The sequence below is a fragment of the Rothia nasimurium genome (assembly GCF_928381415.1).
GTDB lineage: Bacteria > Actinomycetota > Actinomycetes > Actinomycetales > Micrococcaceae > Rothia > Rothia nasimurium_H.
Map to the genome: position 1 here is coordinate 322,905 of NZ_CAKMSF010000003.1, position 21,279 is coordinate 344,183.

The 21,279-nt window shown below is 58.4% G+C and carries 19 protein-coding genes; 11 read left to right on the plus strand and 8 right to left on the minus strand.

Features of this window, described 5'->3' with window-relative positions; all coding sequences use genetic code 11:
* Positions 1–198 precede the first annotated feature (198 nt).
* A complete protein-coding gene (locus L7A20_RS05110) occupies positions 199–606 on the plus strand; it encodes a hypothetical protein (RefSeq protein WP_237222614.1) in 408 nt (135 codons plus the stop codon).
* 14 nt (positions 607–620) lie between these two features.
* Here L7A20_RS05110 and L7A20_RS05115 read toward each other — a convergent pair whose 3' ends face one another.
* The 5 genes from L7A20_RS05115 to L7A20_RS05135 all read right to left on the minus strand — a co-directional run bounded on the left by L7A20_RS05115 (position 621) and on the right by L7A20_RS05135 (position 6,170).
* Positions 621–1,043: a hypothetical protein gene (locus L7A20_RS05115; RefSeq protein ID WP_237222615.1), complete on the minus strand. Its 423-nt coding sequence runs from the start codon at positions 1,041–1,043 to the stop codon at positions 621–623.
* Between the two features lie 250 nt (positions 1,044–1,293).
* Entirely contained in the window at positions 1,294–1,713 is a 420-nt protein-coding gene (locus tag L7A20_RS05120) for a VOC family protein (RefSeq protein ID WP_237222616.1), read from the minus strand.
* A 127-nt stretch (positions 1,714–1,840) separates the two neighbouring features.
* Positions 1,841–3,580 (minus strand): glycoside hydrolase family 13 protein, encoded by a 1,740-nt coding sequence (locus tag L7A20_RS05125; protein ID WP_237222617.1) that lies wholly within the window; start codon positions 3,578–3,580, stop codon positions 1,841–1,843.
* Between the two features lie 3 nt (positions 3,581–3,583).
* Positions 3,584–5,317 (minus strand): alpha-glucosidase, encoded by a 1,734-nt coding sequence (locus L7A20_RS05130; protein ID WP_237222618.1) that lies wholly within the window; start codon positions 5,315–5,317, stop codon positions 3,584–3,586.
* Positions 5,318–5,339: 22 nt separating this feature from the next.
* Positions 5,340–6,170 (minus strand): endonuclease/exonuclease/phosphatase family protein, encoded by an 831-nt coding sequence (locus L7A20_RS05135; protein WP_237222619.1) that lies wholly within the window; start codon positions 6,168–6,170, stop codon positions 5,340–5,342.
* Positions 6,171–6,460: 290 nt separating this feature from the next.
* Here L7A20_RS05135 and L7A20_RS05140 point away from each other — a divergent pair, with 290 nt between their 5' ends.
* The 5 genes from L7A20_RS05140 to L7A20_RS05160 all read left to right on the plus strand — a co-directional run bounded on the left by L7A20_RS05140 (position 6,461) and on the right by L7A20_RS05160 (position 13,677).
* Positions 6,461–8,089, plus strand: a complete 1,629-nt coding sequence (locus L7A20_RS05140; protein ID WP_237222620.1) for an alpha-glucoside-specific PTS transporter subunit IIBC — start codon at positions 6,461–6,463, stop codon at positions 8,087–8,089.
* A 95-nt stretch (positions 8,090–8,184) separates the two neighbouring features.
* Positions 8,185–8,952: a MurR/RpiR family transcriptional regulator gene (locus L7A20_RS05145; RefSeq protein ID WP_237194640.1), complete on the plus strand. Its 768-nt coding sequence runs from the start codon at positions 8,185–8,187 to the stop codon at positions 8,950–8,952.
* Complete coding sequence (locus L7A20_RS05150) at positions 8,949–9,404, plus strand: cell shape determination protein CcmA (protein WP_237204648.1); 456 nt, start codon at positions 8,949–8,951, stop codon at positions 9,402–9,404. Before L7A20_RS05145 ends, L7A20_RS05150 begins: the two co-directional genes overlap by 4 nt.
* A gap of 126 nt (positions 9,405–9,530) precedes the next feature.
* Complete coding sequence (locus tag L7A20_RS05155) at positions 9,531–13,442, plus strand: DEAD/DEAH box helicase (RefSeq protein WP_237222621.1); 3,912 nt, start codon at positions 9,531–9,533, stop codon at positions 13,440–13,442.
* Positions 13,435–13,677 (plus strand): hypothetical protein, encoded by a 243-nt coding sequence (locus tag L7A20_RS05160; RefSeq protein WP_237222622.1) that lies wholly within the window; start codon positions 13,435–13,437, stop codon positions 13,675–13,677. Before L7A20_RS05155 ends, L7A20_RS05160 begins: the two co-directional genes overlap by 8 nt.
* Positions 13,678–13,733: 56 nt before the next feature.
* On the opposite strand, the gene L7A20_RS05165 is transcribed toward L7A20_RS05160, so the two are convergent.
* Together L7A20_RS05165 and L7A20_RS05170 are read right to left on the minus strand one after the other, a co-directional pair.
* Positions 13,734–13,916, minus strand: a complete 183-nt coding sequence (locus L7A20_RS05165) for an FmdB family zinc ribbon protein (protein WP_135013206.1) — start codon at positions 13,914–13,916, stop codon at positions 13,734–13,736.
* Between the two features lie 64 nt (positions 13,917–13,980).
* Complete coding sequence (locus L7A20_RS05170) at positions 13,981–14,586, minus strand: 5-formyltetrahydrofolate cyclo-ligase (protein WP_237222623.1); 606 nt, start codon at positions 14,584–14,586, stop codon at positions 13,981–13,983.
* Between the two features lie 100 nt (positions 14,587–14,686).
* Between L7A20_RS05170 and galU the strand changes: the two genes are divergently transcribed.
* The 5 genes from galU (at position 14,687) to L7A20_RS05195 (ending at position 20,205) form a co-directional block, all read left to right on the plus strand.
* Complete coding sequence (gene galU / locus L7A20_RS05175) at positions 14,687–15,592, plus strand: UTP--glucose-1-phosphate uridylyltransferase GalU (protein ID WP_237194634.1); 906 nt, start codon at positions 14,687–14,689, stop codon at positions 15,590–15,592.
* Between the two features lie 196 nt (positions 15,593–15,788).
* Entirely contained in the window at positions 15,789–16,679 is an 891-nt protein-coding gene (locus L7A20_RS05180) for a hypothetical protein (RefSeq protein ID WP_237222624.1), read from the plus strand.
* A gap of 129 nt (positions 16,680–16,808) precedes the next feature.
* Complete coding sequence (locus L7A20_RS05185; protein WP_237222625.1) at positions 16,809–18,449, plus strand: CYTH and CHAD domain-containing protein; 1,641 nt, start codon at positions 16,809–16,811, stop codon at positions 18,447–18,449.
* A 368-nt stretch (positions 18,450–18,817) separates the two neighbouring features.
* Positions 18,818–19,282 carry a hypothetical protein gene (locus tag L7A20_RS05190; protein ID WP_237222626.1) on the plus strand — a complete coding sequence of 155 codons (465 nt, stop codon included), beginning with the start codon at positions 18,818–18,820 and terminating at the stop codon, positions 19,280–19,282.
* Positions 19,279–20,205, plus strand: coding sequence for a LysR substrate-binding domain-containing protein (locus tag L7A20_RS05195; protein ID WP_237222627.1), 927 nt, complete (start codon positions 19,279–19,281; stop codon positions 20,203–20,205). The genes L7A20_RS05190 and L7A20_RS05195 overlap by 4 nt, the downstream gene beginning before the upstream one ends.
* Here the strand turns inward: L7A20_RS05195 and L7A20_RS05200 are convergent.
* Positions 20,202–21,248 (minus strand): mechanosensitive ion channel family protein, encoded by a 1,047-nt coding sequence (locus tag L7A20_RS05200; RefSeq protein ID WP_237222628.1) that lies wholly within the window; start codon positions 21,246–21,248, stop codon positions 20,202–20,204. The genes L7A20_RS05195 and L7A20_RS05200 overlap by 4 nt on opposite strands.
* Positions 21,249–21,279 lie beyond the last annotated feature (31 nt).

Consider the following 21,279-nt stretch of genomic DNA (forward strand, 5'->3'; position numbering starts at 1 on the left):
TTAAAATTTTCAAAAAATACTGTAAGGCATCAGATATAAAGTATTATGTAGTCTAGGGTTCCCTCTGCATGGAATGGGTGTAGCTTTGTATAGCTGTAAACTTTTTATTAATGATATTTAGGTGGGTTAGGGTACGAGTAGCAACAGCAGATATATAGGTAAGTTATCAGTTTGCTAGGCTAGAATAGGGGAAAATTGTTGACTAAAGATTCAAATTCAGATGAAATGGACAAAAAGAGTGAACCTACATTAAAAGTTTCAGATGGTTTAATTTTTACTTTTCTGGTATCGATCCCGTTTCAGCCATTTGGAATTTTTGGTATTTTAAATTCAACTAATCAATTTAATGCGTTGATGATTTATTTAGGCGCTGCTTTTCTTGTTGCTGTAATTCTTCAAATTTTCCGTAAGATGACAGCATTTTTGTTATTGGCAGTACTGGCAGAGTACTCTATGTTTATCCTCGGAACCAATACGGAAAGAAATTTTGGCGTCGCGCAAATGAACTTAGTGAATATTGTAGCTACCGGTGCACTGTTTGGTGCCCTTGTTAGAGGTGTTCTGATAAGCATTTTTCCGAAAGTGCAGAAATTCTTGGGTAAGTGAGTTGGAATTCTGTATTACTCAGGAGTTGCTCCTTCGATATAGTAAACTCTTTGGAGGCTCATGAAAAGTTGCCAGTTGCCAACCTTGATTTTTACTTTCTGCCCTACCAGTTCATTTACCTTGGCGGCAAAATCTTCATTGCTCATCTTTTGAGTACCTGCATATTCGAAAGGCTGATCTCCACATTCCTCTGTGAAGAAAATAACATCTTCGCTACTGCTGTAAGACTTTGAACCAGACTTGAGGATTCCAGAATCTTTGATTGTGCATTCCATGGTCGTGTTCCAGTGTTTATTTATTGGACTTGAGAGAGTGATGAATAGGATCCCGTAAATGATAGGGGCGATAAGTAGAAAAAACAAAATGAAATCAAAAATGTCATTTGGTGTAAATTTTTTCTGAATTTTTTTGTTGATTTTACTATTCTCGGCATTCATTGTGGAATCCAAAATTTTAATTTGTTGGAAGCTGGGGTTGTGTGGAAATTAAATGACCGTATCGGTGCTATGCCTGGATTATGTAGCCTGATGTTAGGTGTCTCCTGGTCAGACCGTACCTTGATAATTTAGCATAGTGGAATGCTTGCTAAGGGGAAAAGTAGAGTTGATTATTGAAATAATAAATTAGCCCCCGTCCCTTCCCCTAGTAGGGAAGTGAGCGGGGGCTATTCTGCTCGTGCGGTTGTGTTTAGCCGCCGAAGTTGAACATCCAGGCGATGCCGTACTTGTCGGTGAGGGAACCGAAGGTGGCGCCCCAGGGGGCGGCTGTGAGGGGCTGGACGTTGGTGGCGCCGTCGGAGAGCTTGTCGAACCAGGGGCGGGCGGTTTCGACGTCCTCGGTGGGGCCGATGAGGGAAGCTTCCATGTTGGTGGTGGCCTGCGCCGGGGCTTCTGAGAGGGCAGCGCCATCTGATACGCGCAGGTTGAAGCCGTGTTCGGTAATGAGTTCGGCGTGCATGACCAGGTTTTCGTGCTCGGGGGCAACGGGGGCCTGGAAGTCCTTGAAAGTTGCAAGCTGGATTTCGCCGCCGAAGACCTCAGCATAGAATTCGATGGCTTCGCGGGCGTCGCCCTTGAAGGTGAAATATGGGTTGAACTGGATAGCCATGGGTGGCCTTTCTCTAAAAGTGATTGAGCGGCTTTAGAGTACCACGCACCGGTTAACAGAAAAGACCATCTAAATCAGAAAAACCCACCTGGTTCGTGGGTTTTTCCGATTTAGATGGTACCTAGTGTTAGGCGGCGATACGGTAGATTCGGGCCTCGTAGGGGCGCAGGGTCAGCTCAGCCCCGGCCGCCTGGTCGGCGGCGTCCGCGTAGTTGGCTAGCACCACCTGGGCGTCCGCACCTTCCAGCACCTGGTAGGTGCGGTTCAGGACGCCGTCGGTAAAGTTGGCGACGACCAGCAGCTTCTCGCCCTCCCCGTGGCGCTCATAGGCGTAGACCTCAGAATCTTCGGGGTCAAGAGGTACAAAGGAAGCGTAGACCAGCAGATCCTTGAGCTCGCCCCGGCGCAGGGCTACCAGCTGCTGGTAGTAGCGCCACAGGGAATCCTCACGGTTCACAGCCTCAGCCGCGTTGATCTCGGTGTAGTTCTCATTCAGCCCAATCCAGGGGGTGCCGCTCGTAAAGCCGGCGCCGGCGTCCGCGCTCCACTGCACGGGGGTGCGGGCGTTGTCGCGGCCCTTGGCGTAAATCAGGGCCATGGCCTCATCCGCGCTCATACGGTTGTGCTCGGTGACCATGTCGGTGTAGAAGTTGATGGAGTCGAGGTCCTTGTAGTCCTCAATCGAGTCGAACTGCACGTTGGTCATGCCGAACTCTTCGCCCTGGTAGATGTAGGGGGTGCCCTGCATACCGTGCAGCACGGTGGCCAGCATCTTGCCGGAGAGCTCCCGGTACTCGGGTGAATCGTTACCAAAGCGGGAGATGATGCGGGGCTGATCGTGGTTGTTCCAGTAGAGCGAACCCCAGGCCTTGCCGTCCAGCTCGGTCTGCCAGGTGTTCAAGATTTCCTTCATCTCCGTCAGCTGCACGGGCTTATAAGACCACTTGCCCATACCGGTATCGGGATCTGAATCAAGACCCATATGCTCAAAGTGGAAGATCATGTGCAGCTCATCGGTGGTGAAGCCTGAGAACTGTACAGCTTCTTCTGGGCCGGTGGCGCTCATTTCGCCCACGGTCATGCAGTCGTACTTATCGAAGGTTTCCATGTTGAGCTCGTGCATCCACTCGTGCACCTTGGTGCCGTTTTCAATCACGAAAGGAATGGAAGATGAGTGCTTTTCGGGGTCCACGCTGGGGTCATCGGGCAGGCCCTCGGGCTTGGAGATGATGTTGATAGCGTCCAGGCGGAAGCCGTCGACGCCCTTATCGAGCCAGAAGGTGACCAGGTCAAAGATTTCCTGGCGAACCTTGGGGTTTTCCCAGTTGAGGTCGGGCTGCTTGCGGGAGAACATGTGCAGGTACCACTGGTCGGTGGTTTCATCGTATTCCCAGGCCGGGCCGCCGAACTCACTGCCCCAGTTGTTGGGGGGCAGAGGTTTGCCGTCCTCATCGACGCCCGATGAGTCCCGCCAGATGTAGTAGTCGCGGTAGTCGTTATCGCGGGAGGCGCGGGCCTTTTCGAACCATTCGTGTTCGTCTGAGGAGTGGTTGACGACCAGGTCCATCAGGATCTTGATGCCGAGGGAGTGGGCGGTTTCGAGCATGGTATCGAAGTCGTCCATGGTGCCGAATTCGGGCATGATGGCTCGGTAGTCGCTGATGTCGTAGCCCATGTCGTCGTTGGGGGAGGCGAAGACGGGGGAGAGCCAGATGACGTTGATGCCGAGGTCTGCCAGGTAGGGCAGGCGGGCGGTGATGCCGGGGATGTCGCCAATGCCGTCGCCGTTGGAGTCGTTGAAGCTGCGCGGCCAAATCTGGTAGACGACCGCTTCCTTCCACCAGGTCTTTCCTGAATTATCTGCCATGGTTTAGTCCCTTTCGTAGAGGTAAATCTTTGCTTCGTAGGGGCGCAGAGTTGCGCCTGCGTCGTCGGTGTAGTTGCTGCTGAGCAGGGTACGCGCACCGCCTGGTTCGGTAAAGGTGCGGGTGAGGACGCCGTCGGTAAAGTTGGCCACGACCAGCAGGGTTTGGTGCTCGGTGGGGCCGGTGCCCTGGCGCAGGTAGGCGTAGACTTCGGCGTCCTCGGTAGCGGGTGCCTCGGCCGAGTCGATGAGCTCATAGGTACCGTTGACCATGATGGGGTGGGCATGGCGCAGACTGATGAGGTCGCGGTAGTGGTAGAAGACCGAGCGCTCATCGGCAAGGGCTTCCTCAGCGTTAATTTCGGTGTAGCGGGGGTTGAGCTTGATCCAGGGGGTGCCGCTGGTGAAGCCTGCCTGTTCACCGGCCGTCCACTGCATGGGGGTGCGGGCGTTGTCGCGTCCGGAGGCTGAGATGTAGCGCAGCATGGTGTCGTGGTCAACCACGCCTGAGCCGACCAGCTTGGCGTAGTGGTCGTGGATTTCTAGGTCATTGTAGTCGGCCAGGTCGGTGAAGAAGACGTTGGTCATGCCCAGTTCTTCGCCCTGGTAGATGTAGGGGGTGCCTGCCATGCCGTGCAGTACGGTGCCCAGCATTTTGGCTGAGACCACCCGGTACTCAGCAGAGTCGTTACCGAAGCGGGAGACAGCGCGGGGCTGGTCGTGGTTGTTCCAGTAGTTGGCGTTCCAGCCCTTGCCAGCCAGGTCGACCTGCCACTTGGTGAGAATCCGCTTGAGGTCGCGCAGGTCGAAACGCTCATCGTTCCACTTGCCCAGGGCCGGGTTGGGGTTGGCATCCACGCCCATGTGCTCGAACTGGAAGAGGGTCTGGAGCTCGCCTCGATCAAAGCCGGTGTAAAGCAGACCGTCGGCGGTGGTGACGCCGGGAGCCTCGCCCACGGTAATGACGGGGTAGTGGGAGAGCACCTCGCGGTTCATCTCTGCCAGGTACTCGTGCACGCGGGGGCCGTTGGCTGCCATGGTGATGGAGTCAGTGCCACCCCCGGCTGCAACCTGGGGGTCATCGGGGTAGGCAGGGTCTTTGGAGATCAGGTTGATGACGTCCATGCGGAAGCCATCGACGCCCTTATCGAGCCAGAAGCGCATGAGGTCGTAGACCTCGTTGCGCACGACAGGGTTTTCCCAGTTGAGATCGGGCTGCTTGGTTGAAAAGAGGTGCAGGTAGAACTGCTCGGTGGCAGGCTCCCATTCCCAGACGGAGGGGGAGAAGGCCGCTACCCAGTTATTGGGCGGAATCGGGGTGCCGTCCTCGGTAAAGCCCGCTGGGTCCTTCCAGATGTAATAGTTGCGGTAGGGGTTCTCCCGGCTGCTCTTAGCCTGCACGAACCAGTCGTGTTCGTCGGAGGTGTGGTTGACGACCAGGTCCATCATGATTTTGATGCCGGCTGCGTGAGCGGTCTCAAGGAGCTCATCAAAGTCGGCCATGGTGCCGAACTCGTCCATGATGTCCCGGTAGTCGCTGATGTCGTAGCCGTTATCGTCGTTGGGGGACTTGTAGATGGGGGAGAGCCAGATGACATCCACCCCGAGCTTGGCTAGGTAGGGGATTTTCTCGGTGATACCGGGAAGGTCGCCGATGCCGTCGCCGTTAGAGTCGTTGAAGGACCGCGGGTAAATCTGGTAGACAACGGGTTCTTGCCACCACTGGGTTTCGACTGTCATGATGTGCTCCTTTGCGGTTTGGCTAGATATCGAGGGTCAGTAGCAGACCGGAGTGGTCTGAAATTGCGGTTTCGTCGGTGTCGGGGAAGACGACATCGTGGGTGCGGACGCGCGTGGGCCGGTCGGTCAGCACAAGGTCGATACGCAGGGCTTGGGTGAGATTATCCCAGCCATGGATGGCCTTGTGAACGGTAAACTCGCCGGTCACCTGCTCAGCTACCGTGTAGGTATCAATCCAGCCCCGCTCCTGCATCAGATCATAACCTTCACCCTGCACCTGAGCCGCATTATTAAAATCGCCGGCAAGAATCACGGGAGCACCGTTAGCTAGCTGCTTCATCTGCCCCTCTAGCTGGGTGAACTCATCAGCAAAGAGGGCTACCTCACCGAGTTTCCACCAACTCATATGGGCGCTCGCAATCCAGGCGCCACCGAACTCCTCACCCAGCTGAACCGCCACAGCAACCCGCCGGGCGACGTCCTGATCCGTATACGCCGGCGAAAGATCAACTAGCTCACAGCGCTCAAAGGGCTGCCGGGTCAAAAGAGCGACACCCTCGTCATAGCGGTCAAATCCCAGATGAGACACCGACCAGGCCCAGTGGTAGGGGGAACCCAGCTGCTCCAAAAACTGGTTCAGCAACAGAGCATAGTTATCCTGGCGGACGGGGCGGTCAGCACCCCCGGCAAAGCCCAGCGGGGCATCTACCGCGGGGGACTTCACAAACTGGTTGACCTCCTGTAGAGCAACCACATCAACCTGCTCCCGCACAATAAACTGAGCCAACTCAAAAATTTTGGGAATCTGGTGCACCTCAAGCCAGCTATGGGTGTTCAGAGTTAATAGTTTCATCGAGGACAAGCGTCACTTTCGCGGGTGAAGAAGGGAAACCTACGGCTACCCATCCTAGGTGCGCCGAGCCTGTCTGCCCCCAACAAACCCGGCTCCCGAGCCCCGGCACTTTTACCCGCTCCCGAAAAACGTGCCGGTTCACGGCATTAATGCCAAAGTACCCCAAATCACTCTCGCGGGCCCCCAAAGAATGGTTAGATAGGCCTAGTAATCACACGGGTGGCGCTCCGCACACACCAACGCAGCAAGCAGACGGCGAGCCCCACCTATACACGAAAGGTTCTTATCCGATGATGGAGAAGATTCAGAGGTTCGGCTCGGCCATGCTGGCCCCCGTCCTCATCTTTGCATTCGCCGGTCTTGCAGTGGGTATCGCCATTATCTGCAAGAACGAGCAGCTTCTGGGCAGCATCGCCGCAGAAGGTACCGGCTGGTACAACTTCTGGTCCGTTTGGGAATCAGGCGCATGGACCGTCTTCAACCAGATGGAACTCCTCTTTGTTCTGGGTCTTCCCATCGCTCTGGCTAAGACCGCCCAGGCCCGTGCCGTGCTCGAAGCAGGCATGATCTACCTGACCTTCAACTACTTCGTTAACTCTATCCTCAGCATCTGGGGCGACAAGTTCGGCGTCGACTTCGCTGTCGACCTCTCCGAAGGAGCAGCAGGTACCGGTCTGAAGATGATCGCGGGCATCAAGACCCTCGACACCGGCATCTTCGGCGCCATCATCATCTCAGCTATCGTTGTATGGCTGCACAACCGCTACTTCAACACCAAGCTGCCCGACTTCCTCGGTATCTTCCAGGGCACCCAGTTCGTCTACGGCCTGGGCTTCTTCCTGATGATGCCTATCGCGCTCGCCTTCGTCGCTATCTGGCCCACCATCCAGACCGGCATTGGCTCCCTGCAGGGCTTCTTCATCTCATCCGGCGTCTTCGGCGTATGGCTCTACACCTTCCTTGAGCGCATCCTGATCCCCACCGGCCTGCACCACTTCATCTACACCCCCTTCGTCTTCGGTCCCGCCGTTGTTCCGGACGGCATCACCAAGTACTGGGTTGCTAACCTCGAAACCTTCGCAGCATCAACCACCCCCGTCAAGGAACTCTTCCCCGGTGGCGGCTTCGCCCTGCACGGTAACTCCAAGGTCTTCGGCCCCCTCGGTATCGCAGCAGCCTTCTACACCACTGCTCGCCCCGAAAAGCGCAAGGAAACCCTGGCTCTGCTGATCCCCGTCTGCCTCAGCGCAATCCTGATCGGTATCACCGAGCCCCTCGAATTCACCTTCCTCTTCCTGGCACCCCCGCTGTTCGCAGTACACGCAGTCCTGGCCGCAACCATGTCAGCTACCATGTACGCCTTCGGCGTTGTCGGTAACATGGGCGGCGGTCTGATTGACTTCCTCTTCCAGAACTGGATCCCCATGTGGCCCAACCACTCAGGTATGGTTCTCACCCAGATCGGTATCGGTCTGTGCTTCACCCTGATCTACTTCGTCGTCTTCCGCTTCCTGATCCTCAAGTTCGACTTCAATACCCCCGGTCGCGAAGTAGACGGTGACGAAACCAAGCTCTACACCAAGGCTGACTACAAGGAAGCTAAGAAGAACGGCACCCTCGGTGCTGAAGGCGCCGCTGCTGGTACTGCAACCGCAGTAGCATCAGACCCCTACACCCAGCGCGCAACCGACTTCCTGGCTCTGCTCGGTGGCCCCGCCAATATCACCGATGTGAACAACTGCGCCACCCGCCTGCGCGTCTCAGTAGATGACCCCTCACTGGTCGCTACCGAAGCTGACTTCAAGTCATCTGGCGCACTCGGCCTGGTGAACAAGGGCAAGGCCCTGCAGGTCATCGTCGGTATGGACGTACCCCAGGTCCGCGACAAGTTCGAAGAAATGGTCAACGCTGGTAAGTAGACACCTACTACCAATGACCTAACACAGGGCTCCTGATGTTTTAGCGCCTATACTGTATAGAATTGCAGTGAACCGCAAAACTTCAGGAGCCTTTTGTGGACTTACAGGAACTCGTCAACGCGCACCAGAACCGCCTCAGCGACACCGAGCGCGAGATACTCGCCTTCATGCTCAACAACGAGCAGTTCGTTGCCGACTCAACCATTAGCGCTCTGGCCCACAAGACCTTCACCTCAACGTCCAGCATTATCCGCCTGACGAAGAAGCTAGGCTTCTCTGGCTTTGCCGAACTGAAGTTTTTCGTGAAAAATTCTCTCTCTGACGCTGCCGCCCCTAACAGGGATTTTCTAGAAAGCGGCCGTTCCGATATTCTCAAAACCTACGAGGGGCTGACGAACGTCGATTTCGAACCGATTCTGAAAAAAATTGAATCGGCTCGTACCATCTACTGCTACGGCACCGGCTTTGCCCAGCGCACCGCGATTCAAGAGTTCTCGAAGTCTATGCTGGCCTGCGGTAAATTCACCCACGTTATCCCGGCCTCCAGCGAATTCCGTGGGAGTATCGGGGTGATGAAGCCCGATGACCTCGTCATTATTGCCTCGCTCTCGGGTGAAACGGAAAGCGCCCTACCCACCGTACGTGCCCTGGCTGCCCGCAAGATTCCCATGATTGCCATTACAGCGCTGGGCGTCAATACCATCTCTGCTGCCGCAGATTTTTCACTGCACTACGAGTCCACCCCCACCGTTACCCTCAGCGCCAAGGAACCCTACCACTCCTTTGTCGCCCTGACCGTCCTGCTGGACTACACGGTGCGCCAATATATCCAGTACATCGATACCCAAGAAAAGAATTCATGAACGCCCTGCTCTACGCCCTGCGCGACACCCAGCGCCTCCGCGCCTTCCTCTTCTGGTACTGGCTTATCAGCCCCATGGTTTTCTTCTTCTACCAGTTTGCGGTGTCGCGTGGAGAAAACGTTGACTTTCGCGAAATGCTCAACGAACCGGCTATCGCCCTTGCTTTTATCGTCAGCTGTATGTCGCTGATTATGGTGGGCCTACTTCGGGCTGCAGAAACCGAAAACGAAAACACCGAGCGCACCTTTGGCATGTTTGCGGTAGCCCAGCAACTTCTCACCGGCAATATTCCCGGGTTCCTGCTGAGCTACTTCTACACCCGATCCCTCTGGGATGCTCATCGTGAGCCCTTCGCCCCCCGCCTGCGCTGGGTCATCCTTGCGGGTATGGCCCTGCTCGGTCTGCTGTCTCTGCTCACTCTCTTGGCCTACGTCAACCTGGCTACAGGCTAAAGCAACCTCACAGGCCCTGTTCTTAGGAACAGGGTCTTTCTATAGGGCCCGTGAATCTGTGCCAGGGGCCCGAAACCTCTATGATGGTAGGGAAGTTAACACGTGCAGAAAGCTAGAGTAGATTCAGTGAACGAGCAGGTAGACCCTGAAACCGCTAACGAGCGCACTACCGGTGCCGGCACCGCACCCTGGTCCCGGAGCGATGCGCAGCCCCCGCAGGAAGCCCCCGACTCTGCTGCTGATGAACAGGTAATAGCTCAGGTGCAGGCAGGTCTTGAAGCCTGGGCTGAGCAGATGGAAACCTACACCGGCCCCGATGCCATGCTGGACTTCAACCAGGTTGACTACGTGCACATCGACCTCACCGATGCCAACTCTTCGGGTGTTGCCCAGATGTTTATGGGCAGAAAGACCCGCCTCTCTACCATCTTGCGCGACAAGGCCAAGCTTGAGGCCGGTATGGTGGCTGCCCGCGCCCTGCGCACCAAAATCTTTGAGCTGGCAACCGGGCATGGGCTGGATGCTGGCTACTTCGTAGCGGGTACAGCCTCCTGGCTTTCACGCGATGTGCGAGAGGACGGTATGGTGGGGGAGAAGCGATTTATCGCCCCTATCCTGATGGCTCCTCTTGCTATCACCCCCCACCCCACCAGTGATGACTTCGAGATCCAGCTGACTGGCCCTGCCCAGCTGAACCCCGCCATGGTGCGGCAGATCAAGAAAGAGTATGGCATCGACCTGGGTACCATGGACGTTGCCCAGCTGGCTAACTCCATGCGCAAGCTAGACCCCGAGCCGGTCATTGAACGCATGCGGGCTACGACCGGAGCCGTACCCGGCATGACGATTCGCTCTACCTATTTCATCTCGACCTTCGCAGATCTCAAGGAAAGCACCGGGGAGCTACCGGCAACCGCCCACACCCCGCTCGTCCGCGATATTGCCCAGCTCAAGCTCAACCCGCTGGAGCAGCCCTTCGTTGCCCCCATCCACAACACCCGCGAACCCCTTGATAGCCGCGACCCTGACACCGACATGCTGGTGGTAGACGCGGACGCCAGCGGGCAGGACATCGTCGACCTGGCCCACCTGGGGCACTCCCTGGCTGTGACCACCGCTCCCGGTACCGACCAGCTCGGCACCGCAGCCAACATCGCTGCGGCCCTGATTCACCAGGGGAAATCTGTGCTTGTGGTAGGGGAGAAGCGTTCCACCCTCAACGATTTCAACCGCCTGCTAGAGCGTACCCACCTCACCGACCTCACCTTCGATCTGCTGACCGAACGGGACTCAGAGGCCTACCGGCAGGAGTTCATCTCAGCGATTGTGCGCGATGAGAAGGCACCCGCCCCCAACGTGACCGATATCCACCGGGAACTGGTAGAAACCCGTTCCAAGCTGCGCGGGCACACCGAATCGCTGCGGTTCACCGAATCCCGCTGGGGCTGCTCTGTCTACGATGCCCTTCAAACCCTGGCAGCGCTTACCGCCCAGGACCCGGCGCCCTCTACCCAGGTACGTCTATCCCGCACTACCATGGACGAGCTGACTCACCGTACAGAGACTGTCCACAAGCTCCAGCGCCTAGCTGACCTTGGCGGTTTCCGCCCCTCAACCAGGGCCTCAGCCTGGCACCGGGCTAAGCTCACCAGCTCAGAAGACACCGAAGCCGCCCACGCCCTCGTCAAGAGCCTGCGTACTTCCCTGAACGAGGTGTCAGCGGGTATGGCCCTCATGGCCGACGAAACCGGCCTGAAGCCAGCCACCAGCATGAACGACTGGGGAACCCAGCTTGACCTGCTCGAACGTATCGCTGATACCCTCACCCGCTTCAGCCCCGATATCTTTGACAGACCTGTCACCGACCTGATTGCCGCCACCGCGAGCGGAACCTGGCGACGAGAGCACGGCATCGACATGTCCAGCATCCAGCGCTCCCGCCTGCGCCGGGCCGCCAAAGAATACATCGTGCCCGGCGTCAACATCTCAGACCTGCACGAGAACCTCTTCATCGTTCAGGGCCAGCGCGAAGAATGGATTAGCCTGGCTAAGGACGAACGCGTCCCCACCATCCCCGAGAACCTCGCCGACCTGCGGGCCCGCTACACCGCCCTACTCGAAGAATTCACGGGGCTAGCTATCGTGCTGGAAGATTCCCCGGCCGGAACCCGCTTCTCATCCACACCCCTCAACCAGCTCGAAGAGAGGCTCGCCGCCCTCATCGACGACGAATGGCTACTGCGCACCCTGCCTGAGCGCGTCCGCCTCACCCGGGAACTGAGCGACCAGGGCTTGGGCGAACTCCTCGATGACTTTTACGAACGCCAGCTCGAAAGCGGCGCTGTAGCTGCCGAACTAGAACTTGCCTGGTGGCAGACCGCCCTTGAAATGATGCTGGCCTCTCAAGAACTTGAGATTCTGAGTGCAGACACCCTGCGCGACCTCGAAACCCGCTTTCGCCGTGCAGACTACTCGCACCTGGCGTCCGCTCCTGCCCGCCTGCATGCCCGCGTAGCCGATACCTGGCGCGCCCGCATCCACGAGTACGACCACGAAGCGGCCTTCCTGCGCAGCCAGCTCAAGAGCCACGAGTTCAACCTCCAGCAGGTGCTGACCCACGCTCCCACCATGGCCACCACCCTGCTACCCCTGTGGATTACCAGCCCCTTCGCCCTCTCAGGCAAGGTGCCCACCGGCATGCGCTTTGACGCAGCGATTCTGCTCGATGCCGAATCCACCCCGCTGGCAGCTAACCTACCTGCCCTCATCCGAGCAGAGCAGGTCATTGCCCTGGGTGACCCCCACAGTGGCTTCCCCTCACCCTTCATGGTCTCTGCGGTAGCCCAGAACGCGCCGGTTATCAAGAACCAAAAACTGGTCAGTACCTTCGAAGCCCTAGCCAAGGTCCTGCCCACACGTTCCCTAGCTACCGTCAATCGAGCCGTAGACCCCGCCCTCTTTGCCTACCTCAACGAGCACTTCTACGGCGGGGCCCTCACCAGCTACCCCTGGGGCGAAGAAATTACCGACGGCACCCCGGCTCTCACCGTGGAATATGTGGACGTCACCGGGCGGGTCTCCGACAACGCCGCCCTCGACTCACCGAGCCTTGAGGTACAGCGGGTAGCCGAAATGGTCATCGAGCACGCCTACCGCAGCCCCCAGCAGACCCTAGCAGTAGTTACTACCACAGCCCGTCACGCCCAGCGTATCGCCGAGGCCGTCCGCCAGCTACTGGCGCGCTACCCCCAATTCGCCCCCTACTTCGCAGCGGGGGACGAGTCCTTCCGCGTCGTTGATGTCTCCCGCGCCGTCGATATGGAACGAGACGTCATCATCTTCGCCCTTGGCGCCGGCAAAACAGCCCAGGGCGCAGCCCACCACTTCGGGCACCTTTCCGAGCGCAGCGGCCGCGAAAGCTTCGTGCTTGCAACCACCCGCGCCCGCCACCTCACCCGCCTGGTCACCTGCGTAACCCCCGAAGACCTAGACCCCCAGCGCCTAGAGTACGGGGCCTTCGATATCTACCGCCTGCTGCTGGCCTACCGCCGTGAGCAAGAAGCCCGCGCTGCTCAGGAGCTGACCAAGCCCATCACCGACAAACTACCGGTCAACGAATTCCTCACGAACGACCACCTAGAAGCCATCGACATGGGCGACTGGCTGCTCAACGACCTGGTGCGCCGCCTGGGCCAGCACAGGGTCACCCTGCATGAATCAGCTGTTCCTCTGATTTCGTTGATTGTGACGAGCGAGGAAGAATCCCTACTGGCCGGAGCAGTGGCTAGCCCCCGGGCCCGCACCATGGTGCAGGACGTGGACCGTACCACCCCGGTGAGGGTACCCCTGGCCGTTGTTTCCGACGGGTCAGACGCCTACGCTGCCATGAGCGTGCGCGAACGTTCCCGCCTGATTCCTGAGCTCCTGGCCCGTACCGGCTGGAACCACATGACCTGCTGGACTATCGAGGTCTTCTCAGACCCCGAAACCCTGGTCGGCCGAATTGGAAGCTACCTGGGGCTGGGGCGCAATGAGTAAGCCATCAGGCGCTGAGCCAGCAGGGGCAGGGGCCGAAACCCCTGGCCCCGGCTACAGCCCCGTACCCAAAAAACGGCGCGGCCACCGCCGGGCCACCGGCGGCTCAGCCTTCACCGGCACCGAACCCAAACTGGCAGGGCTTACCGACCCAGGCGCGTCCGCCCCTGCTGCCGAGGGGGAGGACGCCCGGGCAACCTGGCTCAAAGAACAACGCCCACCCCACTACGGGCAATAAAAGAAGGGGCTGCCTACCACATACCGTGGCAGGCAGCCCCTTGAACGTCTCTAGGCTTATTTGCCCTTATCGTTGGCGTAGAAACCAGAGCCCTTGAAAACCACACCGACCTGGCCGAACTTCTTGCGCAGGGTGTCCTGGCCGCACTCGGGGCAGGTCTTGAGCGCGTCGTCCGAGAACGACTGGTGCTGCTCAAACACGTGGCCGCAGTTCTTGCACTGGTAAACGTAAACAGGCACGGATAACTCCATCAAATAGGCGATAAATCTGGGGGTTATTCTACTCTGTTCTGGCGGCTCGACCTCAATTACCCAGGCGGTGCAGGGTCTTCTCTGTCGCTACAAAGTGCAGCCGGGCGTCCCAGCTATCTGCAGGCAGGCCATCGAGAATTTCCCGCTCAAACACAACCCCCACGGTAGAGGGCTCTTGTGCCAGAGGGTCGAGCTGCTCAAAAAGCCGGTCATAGTAGCCTCCGCCCTGCCCCAGCCGCCGCCCTGCCAGATCGTAGGCAAGGGCAGGTACCAGGCGCAGGTCTGCCTGGATAAAGGCTTCAGCCCTGTGGCGCTCACCTACCGGCTCCACGATACCCAGCGCATTGATAGTGTGTTCTACCTGCGGCTGCCACTCTACCCAGGCCAGCTGACGCCGGGGGCGGACGACCGGCACCAGCACCCGGTACCCCTCAGCTACTGCCCGGGTCAGAGCCGGTAGCAGGGGAGGCTCCGTGGGAAGGGGAAGAAAGGCGGCAAGGGTGCTACCTGCAGGGAGGCCTTGCCAGAGGGGAGTTAGGGTGCGTTCAAAGCCCTGAGCCGTTTCTTGGTGCGGTGGGTTGTGGGATCGGCGTCTGCGCAGGTAGCTGCGGGCAAAAGCCTTAGCCTGGGCGGTGCTTGCTGATCTACTAGAGCTCACGGGTGCCCTCCTAAAGAAGTGTTAGCTGAATCTAGTCACAATTTACCGTTGATGGGGCGTAAAGAGGAGCAAACTCTATTATTTAGGTATTCTGGGAGGTATGACTGAAAATAAATCACTCTCCGTGACCAAGGCTGTGATTCCTGCCGCCGGTCTCGGCACTCGCTTCCTTCCCGCCACCAAGGCCACTCCTAAGGAGATGCTGCCCGTGGTGGACCGCCCTGCGATTCAGTACGTTGTCGAAGAAGCCATTCGCGCTGGCCTGAACGACGTTTTGATGATTACCGGCCGCAACAAGCGCGCCCTAGAGGACCACTTTGACCGTGTACCCGGTCTGGAACAGCAGCTCGCTGACCAGGGCAAGGACGCCCTGCTCAAGAGCGTTGAAGATTCCAACGACCTGGGTGAGATCCACTATGTACGCCAGGGCGACCCCAAGGGTCTGGGCCACGCTGTACTGCGCGGTAAGGTGCACGTTGGCAATGAGCCCTTCGCGGTTTTGCTGGGTGATGACCTGATTGACGAAAAAGAAGACCTGCTCTCTGCCATGGTTGCTGTCCAGCAGAAGACCGGCGGCTCTGTCGTGGCCCTGATGGAGGTCCCCGAAGAGCAGATTTCTGCTTACGGCTGTGCTGCAGTGCAGGCTGTTGAGGGTGAGGACGGCTTCGTTAAGGTCACCGGCCTGGTCGAAAAGCCCGCTGTTGAGGATGCCCCCTCAAACCTGGCCGTCATCGGCCGCTATGTTCTTTCCCCCAAGGTCTTTGAGGTGCTGGAAAATACCGCACCGGGCCGCGGCGATGAAATCCAGCTGACCGACGCCCTGCAGACTCTGGCTCAGGGCACCGGCGAGGGCGAAGGTGTCTACGGTGTGGTCTTTAAGGGCCGCCGTTTCGACACCGGCGACAAGCTCTCCTACCTCAAGGCCAACGTCATTCTCGCTGCTGAGCGCGATGATCTGGGCCCTGAGCTGCGTACCTGGATTAAGGAATTCGCAGCCGAGCTGTAAGCCCTGATGCTACTGCTGGGCGGACGCGGGCTAAGGGAGGCCTTGAACCGTTCGGTAGTGAGTAGCTTGGAAGCAGAAGAACTGGGTACCTTCTAGAAGGTACCCAGTTCTTGTCTCATGGCCCTGCTCTGTTTGAGAGAGCTGGGGTAGAATGAACTAGATATTTGTGTCACAGAGATAAAGAACGGGGGCAGCGATGGACTTCCTGAGTGGTTCAGGCCTTATTTTGCTGGTATGCGTGCTGGTTGGCCTTGGGCTCGTTGTGCGCCGCCGTAAGTCAGATTCTGTGACCAGCATCGGGGCTGAGAAGTTCGTTGCCGATATTGTTGAGAGCCACGCCAGTGAGGCTGAGGCCCGCCGTGCGCCGTCCGCCCCTCCGGCTCAGGCCGCGACCGAAACCGCCCCGGCTTTTCGGCTGAAACCCACCCGTCTGGCTGTGTTCGGGCTAGCTCTAGCCTTTGCGCTGGCCAGCCTGGTTACGGGGGTTCTGTCTCTCACCGGTGGAGCAGCCCCGCTCCTTCTCCTCCTCTTCTTGCTTGCTAGCCTGGCCTGCCTAGCTACCTTGCGGGTTTTGGCCCTGCGTGACCGCGACCGTAGGCGGGCCCACACCGTACTGGCTGTTGAACAGCGCCAGGCCCAGCGGCGTCCTTCTGCCCCCTCAAGCACCTCTCACGCCCCCAGCCGCCAGCAGGGTCGCCCAGCAGCTACCGTCTCTACTGTCGAGCTGAAGCCTGCCCCCGAGCGTCCTGCCCGTGCCCGCCAGCAGATGCCGGTCAGCCACGCGGCTAAGGCTCTCCGCCGGGCAAAAACCCAGCATCACCCGGTGGTAGCTGCATCTGCTCCCATTGCTGACGGCGAGGCCGCTACCCAGCACAAGCCCGCCCGCCTACGCATGGACGAGGCCCTGCCCGACACCCGCTGGCAGGTCACCGAGGTGCCCCTGCCTACCTACCTTGAAGCAGAGACCGTGCGCAGGGAAGCTCCTGCTCCGCTTGAGACTGAAGCAGCTCCGAAGGCCCAGACCCAGACCCTGGCCGAGGCAGCAAGCCTCAACCTTGACGATGTGCTGAAGCGCCGCCGCGCCTAGGCGAAGATGAAGTTTTTTCAAAGAATAGATACCCAGCCGTAGCCTCACCCTGAGAGGCCGCGAAGCTGGGTATTCTGTTTGAGGGGCAGGACCACACCGCCCCACGATATTCTGAGGAAGGCTAACCGTATGGCTACACACCACCTGGAAATTGAGCAGAAATTTGAGCTTGCCGATGTGAACAGTGAGGTTCCCTCGGTGGAGTGGAGCTTTAAGCGGTGGAGTGTCAGTGAACCTGTGACCGAGCAGCTTGATGCCACCTACTACGACACCCCCTCGGGCAACCTGGGGCGGCATAAGGTAGCCCTGCGCCGTCGATTGGGTGGCTACGACCAGGGTTGGCACATCAAGTTCGACGCTGCGGGCCAGCGCCATGAGGTGACCTTTGACCTGCTATCTAACCGGTCCGCTATGCCCGCTGCGGTGAGGAAATTTGTGCAGGTGCCAGCCCTCGGAGAGGAGCTAGAGCCTCGGGTTTCTCTGAAAACCCAGCGGATCCGTACCGTGATCCTTGATAAAACCGGGGAACAGCTAGCTGAGATTTGCGATGACCGGGTCCAGGCCCTTGACTACGCCACCGGCCAAGAACGGGCCTGGCACGAGTGGGAGATAGAGCTGCTGGGGCAGACCGCCCAAGATCGTAAGCTCACGGAAGCTCTGTTTACGGACGTTGCCCGTCAGCTACAGGCTGTTGGTGCTGTTCCGTCGAACTCCCCGGCTAAGATTGCCCGGGCCCTAGGGCAGGATGCCGAGTTTGAGGCCCGGCGAATGGGCAGCAAAGCTAAGGGGCAGGGCAAGAAGGTAGCGAAAAAGAAAAAGAAGGCTCTGGCAGCTGAATTTCCCTCGGTGCCGAGCTCTGCGGAGCTACTGACTCGGGTACTTGCCACCCACTCCCAGCGACTGGCTCAGGCTGATCTGTTAGTGGCAGCGGGCGTCGATGATGCTACCCACCAGGGGCGTATTGCTGCTCGTCAGTTACGGAGTGTTCTGAAGTATATGGCTCTGCCGTATGCACGTAGCGGGTTTGCTCCAGCTCTGGAAGATATGATGCAGGGGCTGAAAACCTATGCCCGCCAGCTAGAAACGCACCGTAACGGTGAGCTTGTACACCCTATGGCCCAGCAGGTCTTGCAGGCCCACCCGGTGCTGGGGGAGAGCGCAGGCGCTGCCTTCGATGCGGTCATGGAACACCAGCAGGCGGACGCAGCTGCCCAGGCCCGCCGCTACCTGGCCTCTGCTGGGAGGCTGGAACTTCAGCTGGCTCTCGAATCCTTACTGGCCGATGTGACCCTGGCTGTGGAGCTTCCCCTTAATAGCGAGAACTACGTGAATAAGGTAGCTAAGCGTTTGCGGAAGAGCCTGGTCAAGCAGGGGGATCGGGCCGTGGCTACCTGGCCAGAGCAGGCGGCTGATTTCTCGGCGGGCGCTGCTTTTGATGAGGGCCTTCATGATGTGCGTAAGGCTGCTAAGGCGGTGCGCTACTGTCTCTTTGCTGCTGCCGATGCTGGGCTTCCCCTGACCGGGTCCCAGGCTGAGCTGGTGGCGCGGGCTAAGGCTGTTCAGGCAGAGCTGGGTGAGCTGACAGACGAGTTGACGATGGGCGACTGGCTTCTGGGCCTGCGTGCTCAGGCTAATGAGCTGGGGCTTGACCCCTTTGCAGTCGGCTACCTACTGGGTCGCTCGGAGCTGCTGGCTATGGGCCTGCGTATGACTGCCTACGATGCCCTACCTCGGGCGCTCAAGAAGGTAAAAGGTATTAAGCTCACCTAAATCTACGACTGGGCCTAGCCGGTGCGGTCCAGCCTAGATAAAAAGCTAGAGGCACCTGAACCAGGTGCCTCTAGCTGCATCACACACAGGAAGAAAAGTCTTCTTTGTACCGCCTAGCCAGCCCTCCCACAGGGCCTTCTTGCTATTTGGTAATAAAAATATAACCTAATTTGTGAGTGCTTGGCTAGTCTTTGAGAAAAAATTTTTTTGGTTAACCTACATCGTTAGATAGGTAAGCCTAAAAAACTCTCTGTTTTCCCCTGTCAAATCTGTATTCATAGCCTCTTGCTATTAGTTAGGCGCGGACGCCTCCGCTCCCCACCAGCTGGACAGGCTAGACTGGTGGGGTGAGGGAATGGCTTGAGAGTTTGCACTGGGTAGTCGCCATCGGCTTTATGTGGGTGGTGGGTATCGTGCGCACCTCCCTAGTTTTTTCCTTGGGTTGGTTGGCTCAGGCAGGTGGTTCTCGCTTCGAGAAGGTTCAGCACCTCATGGATCACCCTCTCTACCGTAGGGCCCAGTATTTTGTGAACCGCTGGGGAGTTCTGGCCGTCCCCGCCTGTTTTCTGACGGTGGGCTTCCAAACCGCGGTCATTCTGACCACTGGCTTTACCCGTATGCCCCTAACGCGTTGGATTCCTGCTATGTTGGTGGGCACGCTCATGTGGGGCACTATTTATGCAACGGTTGGCATGTCTGTCGTCTGGCTCTGGCTTGAAAACCCGCAGGTTGCCCTCCTAGTGCTGGCCCTGCTGGCAGTCATTATCACGACCGCAAAAATCCGGGACAGGAAACGTTCCATGCCGCGACTACCGAAAGACACCACCTTATGACTCTGAGCGAGCTGATTCTTGCCCGTCCCGACCTGCTCGTCGATGATCAGACAGCCCGCTATGAGCACGTGGGGCAGATACCCGGCTTGTGCGTTGGCTTCGTACCCGGAGTCATGCCCGGCAAGTGGTTCAACCGCTGGCGAGAGCGCTACTCTGCCCTGGCCCCCCTAACCGATGTGGCTCTGGGGGAGGGACGGGGGCTGGAGGCCCTAGAGGCTTTTGCCGATATGGTGCTGGTACGTGCTGAGGACGAGCCTGCTGCTCGCGATAAGAAGCGCTACCACGCGATAGAGCTGTATCGGGAAACTCCCGTGGTGGTTCTACCCAAGGACCACCTGCTGACGGTTCTGGAGAGCGTCCCGCTTGCCGAACTCGCAGAGGAGTTTTTGCTCCAGAACCCCGATGAGGTGCCCGAATGGCGCGATCTTTCCGCTGACTACCGGGCTGAGAACCCGCGTCCGCTACCCCAGATGAGACACCGAGCTGATGCAGTAGAGCTGGTAGCTGCCGGCCTGGGTCTGCTCATCGTGCCCATGTCTGTGGCCCGTTTCTACCACCGCAAGGATCTGACCTACCGCCCGGTCGAGGGCGTAGAAGACTACCCCGTCCTACTGGTCTGGAAGAGGGAAGTTCGTGAGGACGCCCGTGAGCAGGTGATTCAGGACTTCGTAGGTATTACCCGCGGCCGCACCGCCGCTTCTCAGCGCGGTAGCGACAGCCGTGAGGTTGCCCTTGAGAAGCAGCGGCGCGAAAAGGAAGAAGCCAAGCGCAAGCGGGCTGCTGCCAATAAGCGTCGTGAGGCTGAAGACCGGAAGAAGCGTAACGCCCAGAAGAACGGAAACCTGCGTCAGTATCAGGCTCAGAAGGGCGGGAAGGGGAGCGCTAAGGGCTCCGGGCGCGGCTCTCGCGGCAAAAAGCGCTAGCTCTTCTTGGGAGTAGCTTCGTCTGAAGAAGCTTGCTCTTTGGCTCCTGAGGGCGCAGGGCGCTCTTCGTGTACCTCATTGTGGATTACCGACTGGTTAGCCAGAGGAATCCGCAACCCGCGCTGGTCCATGGCCTTCTTGAGCTCTTCACGGAGTTTACGGCCTACCGCAAACTGCTCTGAGGGGGCTGTCTTTACGGTGAGGCGCAGGATAACCGACTCGCCGGTCACCGACTGAACCCCCAGGTACTGGGGCTTACCCGAAATATTTTCTTTGATGCCGGGCAGCTTAATGGCCTTCTGAATGGAGGTCATAAGGAAGTTTGCCATCTCATCGATATCAGCATCGTAGGGGATAGGTAGGTCGATGATGGTCCGCGCCCAACCCTGGGAGGAATTACCCACGCGCAGGATTTCGCCGTTTCGCACATGCCAGAGGGTCCCGGCAGTATCGCGTACCTGGGTGGTACGCAGTCCCACAGCTTCAACCTCGCCTTCGGCCTCACCGAGATTGACCCAGTCTCCTATACCCAGCTGGTCCTCAGCCACGATAAAGATACCCGAGAGAAAGTCTTTGACCAGCGACTGGGCGCCGAAAGAGAGGGCTACACCCACCACACCGGCTGAGGCAATAACGGGGGCAATATTGAAGCCCAGCTCCGCGATAATCATGACGATCATGACCGTCCAGATCACAATCGATGAGATTGAGCGGAGTACCGATCCGACGGTCTGGGCTCGCTGAGACTGGCGGGCGCTTGCCAACGACGTATCAGCTTTCCAACGGCTACTGAGGCCGCCCTTTTTCTCGTCTGCTGCAACTACCCGATTTTTGGTGCCGCGGGCAATCGAATCGGTGACCTGACGAATCACTACCCGCACTAGTCCGTGCAGGATAATGCCGATGATGATAATGATGAGGATGCGCAGGGGTGCTCCCAGCCAAAAGTCTAGGCTGGCTAACCTGGCCATGATGGTTCCGGCGGCCTCGGCGCTTTCTTCAAGAGGTGTAGTTTCTGCTGCTAGGATCCCGGTCGCTGTCATACCTATGAGCCTACCGCTTTTAGCTGGATAA

Coding starts and splice junctions, on each gene's coding strand:
- galU (WP_237194634.1), top strand. CDS start 14,687: ATGACTGAAAATAAATCACTCTCCGTGACCAAGGCTGTGATTCCTGCC.
- L7A20_RS05185 (WP_237222625.1), top strand. CDS start 16,809: ATGGCTACACACCACCTGGAAATTGAGCAGAAATTTGAGCTTGCCGAT.
- L7A20_RS05195 (WP_237222627.1), top strand. CDS start 19,279: ATGACTCTGAGCGAGCTGATTCTTGCCCGTCCCGACCTGCTCGTCGAT.
- L7A20_RS05135 (WP_237222619.1), bottom strand. CDS start 6,170: ATGAAACTATTAACTCTGAACACCCATAGCTGGCTTGAGGTGCACCAG.
- L7A20_RS05140 (WP_237222620.1), top strand. CDS start 6,461: ATGATGGAGAAGATTCAGAGGTTCGGCTCGGCCATGCTGGCCCCCGTC.
- L7A20_RS05125 (WP_237222617.1), bottom strand. CDS start 3,580: ATGGCAGATAATTCAGGAAAGACCTGGTGGAAGGAAGCGGTCGTCTAC.
- L7A20_RS05160 (WP_237222622.1), top strand. CDS start 13,435: ATGAGTAAGCCATCAGGCGCTGAGCCAGCAGGGGCAGGGGCCGAAACC.
- L7A20_RS05115 (WP_237222615.1), bottom strand. CDS start 1,043: ATGAATGCCGAGAATAGTAAAATCAACAAAAAAATTCAGAAAAAATTT.
- L7A20_RS05180 (WP_237222624.1), top strand. CDS start 15,789: ATGGACTTCCTGAGTGGTTCAGGCCTTATTTTGCTGGTATGCGTGCTG.
- L7A20_RS05200 (WP_237222628.1), bottom strand. CDS start 21,248: ATGACAGCGACCGGGATCCTAGCAGCAGAAACTACACCTCTTGAAGAA.
- L7A20_RS05130 (WP_237222618.1), bottom strand. CDS start 5,317: ATGACAGTCGAAACCCAGTGGTGGCAAGAACCCGTTGTCTACCAGATT.
- L7A20_RS05120 (WP_237222616.1), bottom strand. CDS start 1,713: ATGGCTATCCAGTTCAACCCATATTTCACCTTCAAGGGCGACGCCCGC.
- L7A20_RS05150 (WP_237204648.1), top strand. CDS start 8,949: ATGAACGCCCTGCTCTACGCCCTGCGCGACACCCAGCGCCTCCGCGCC.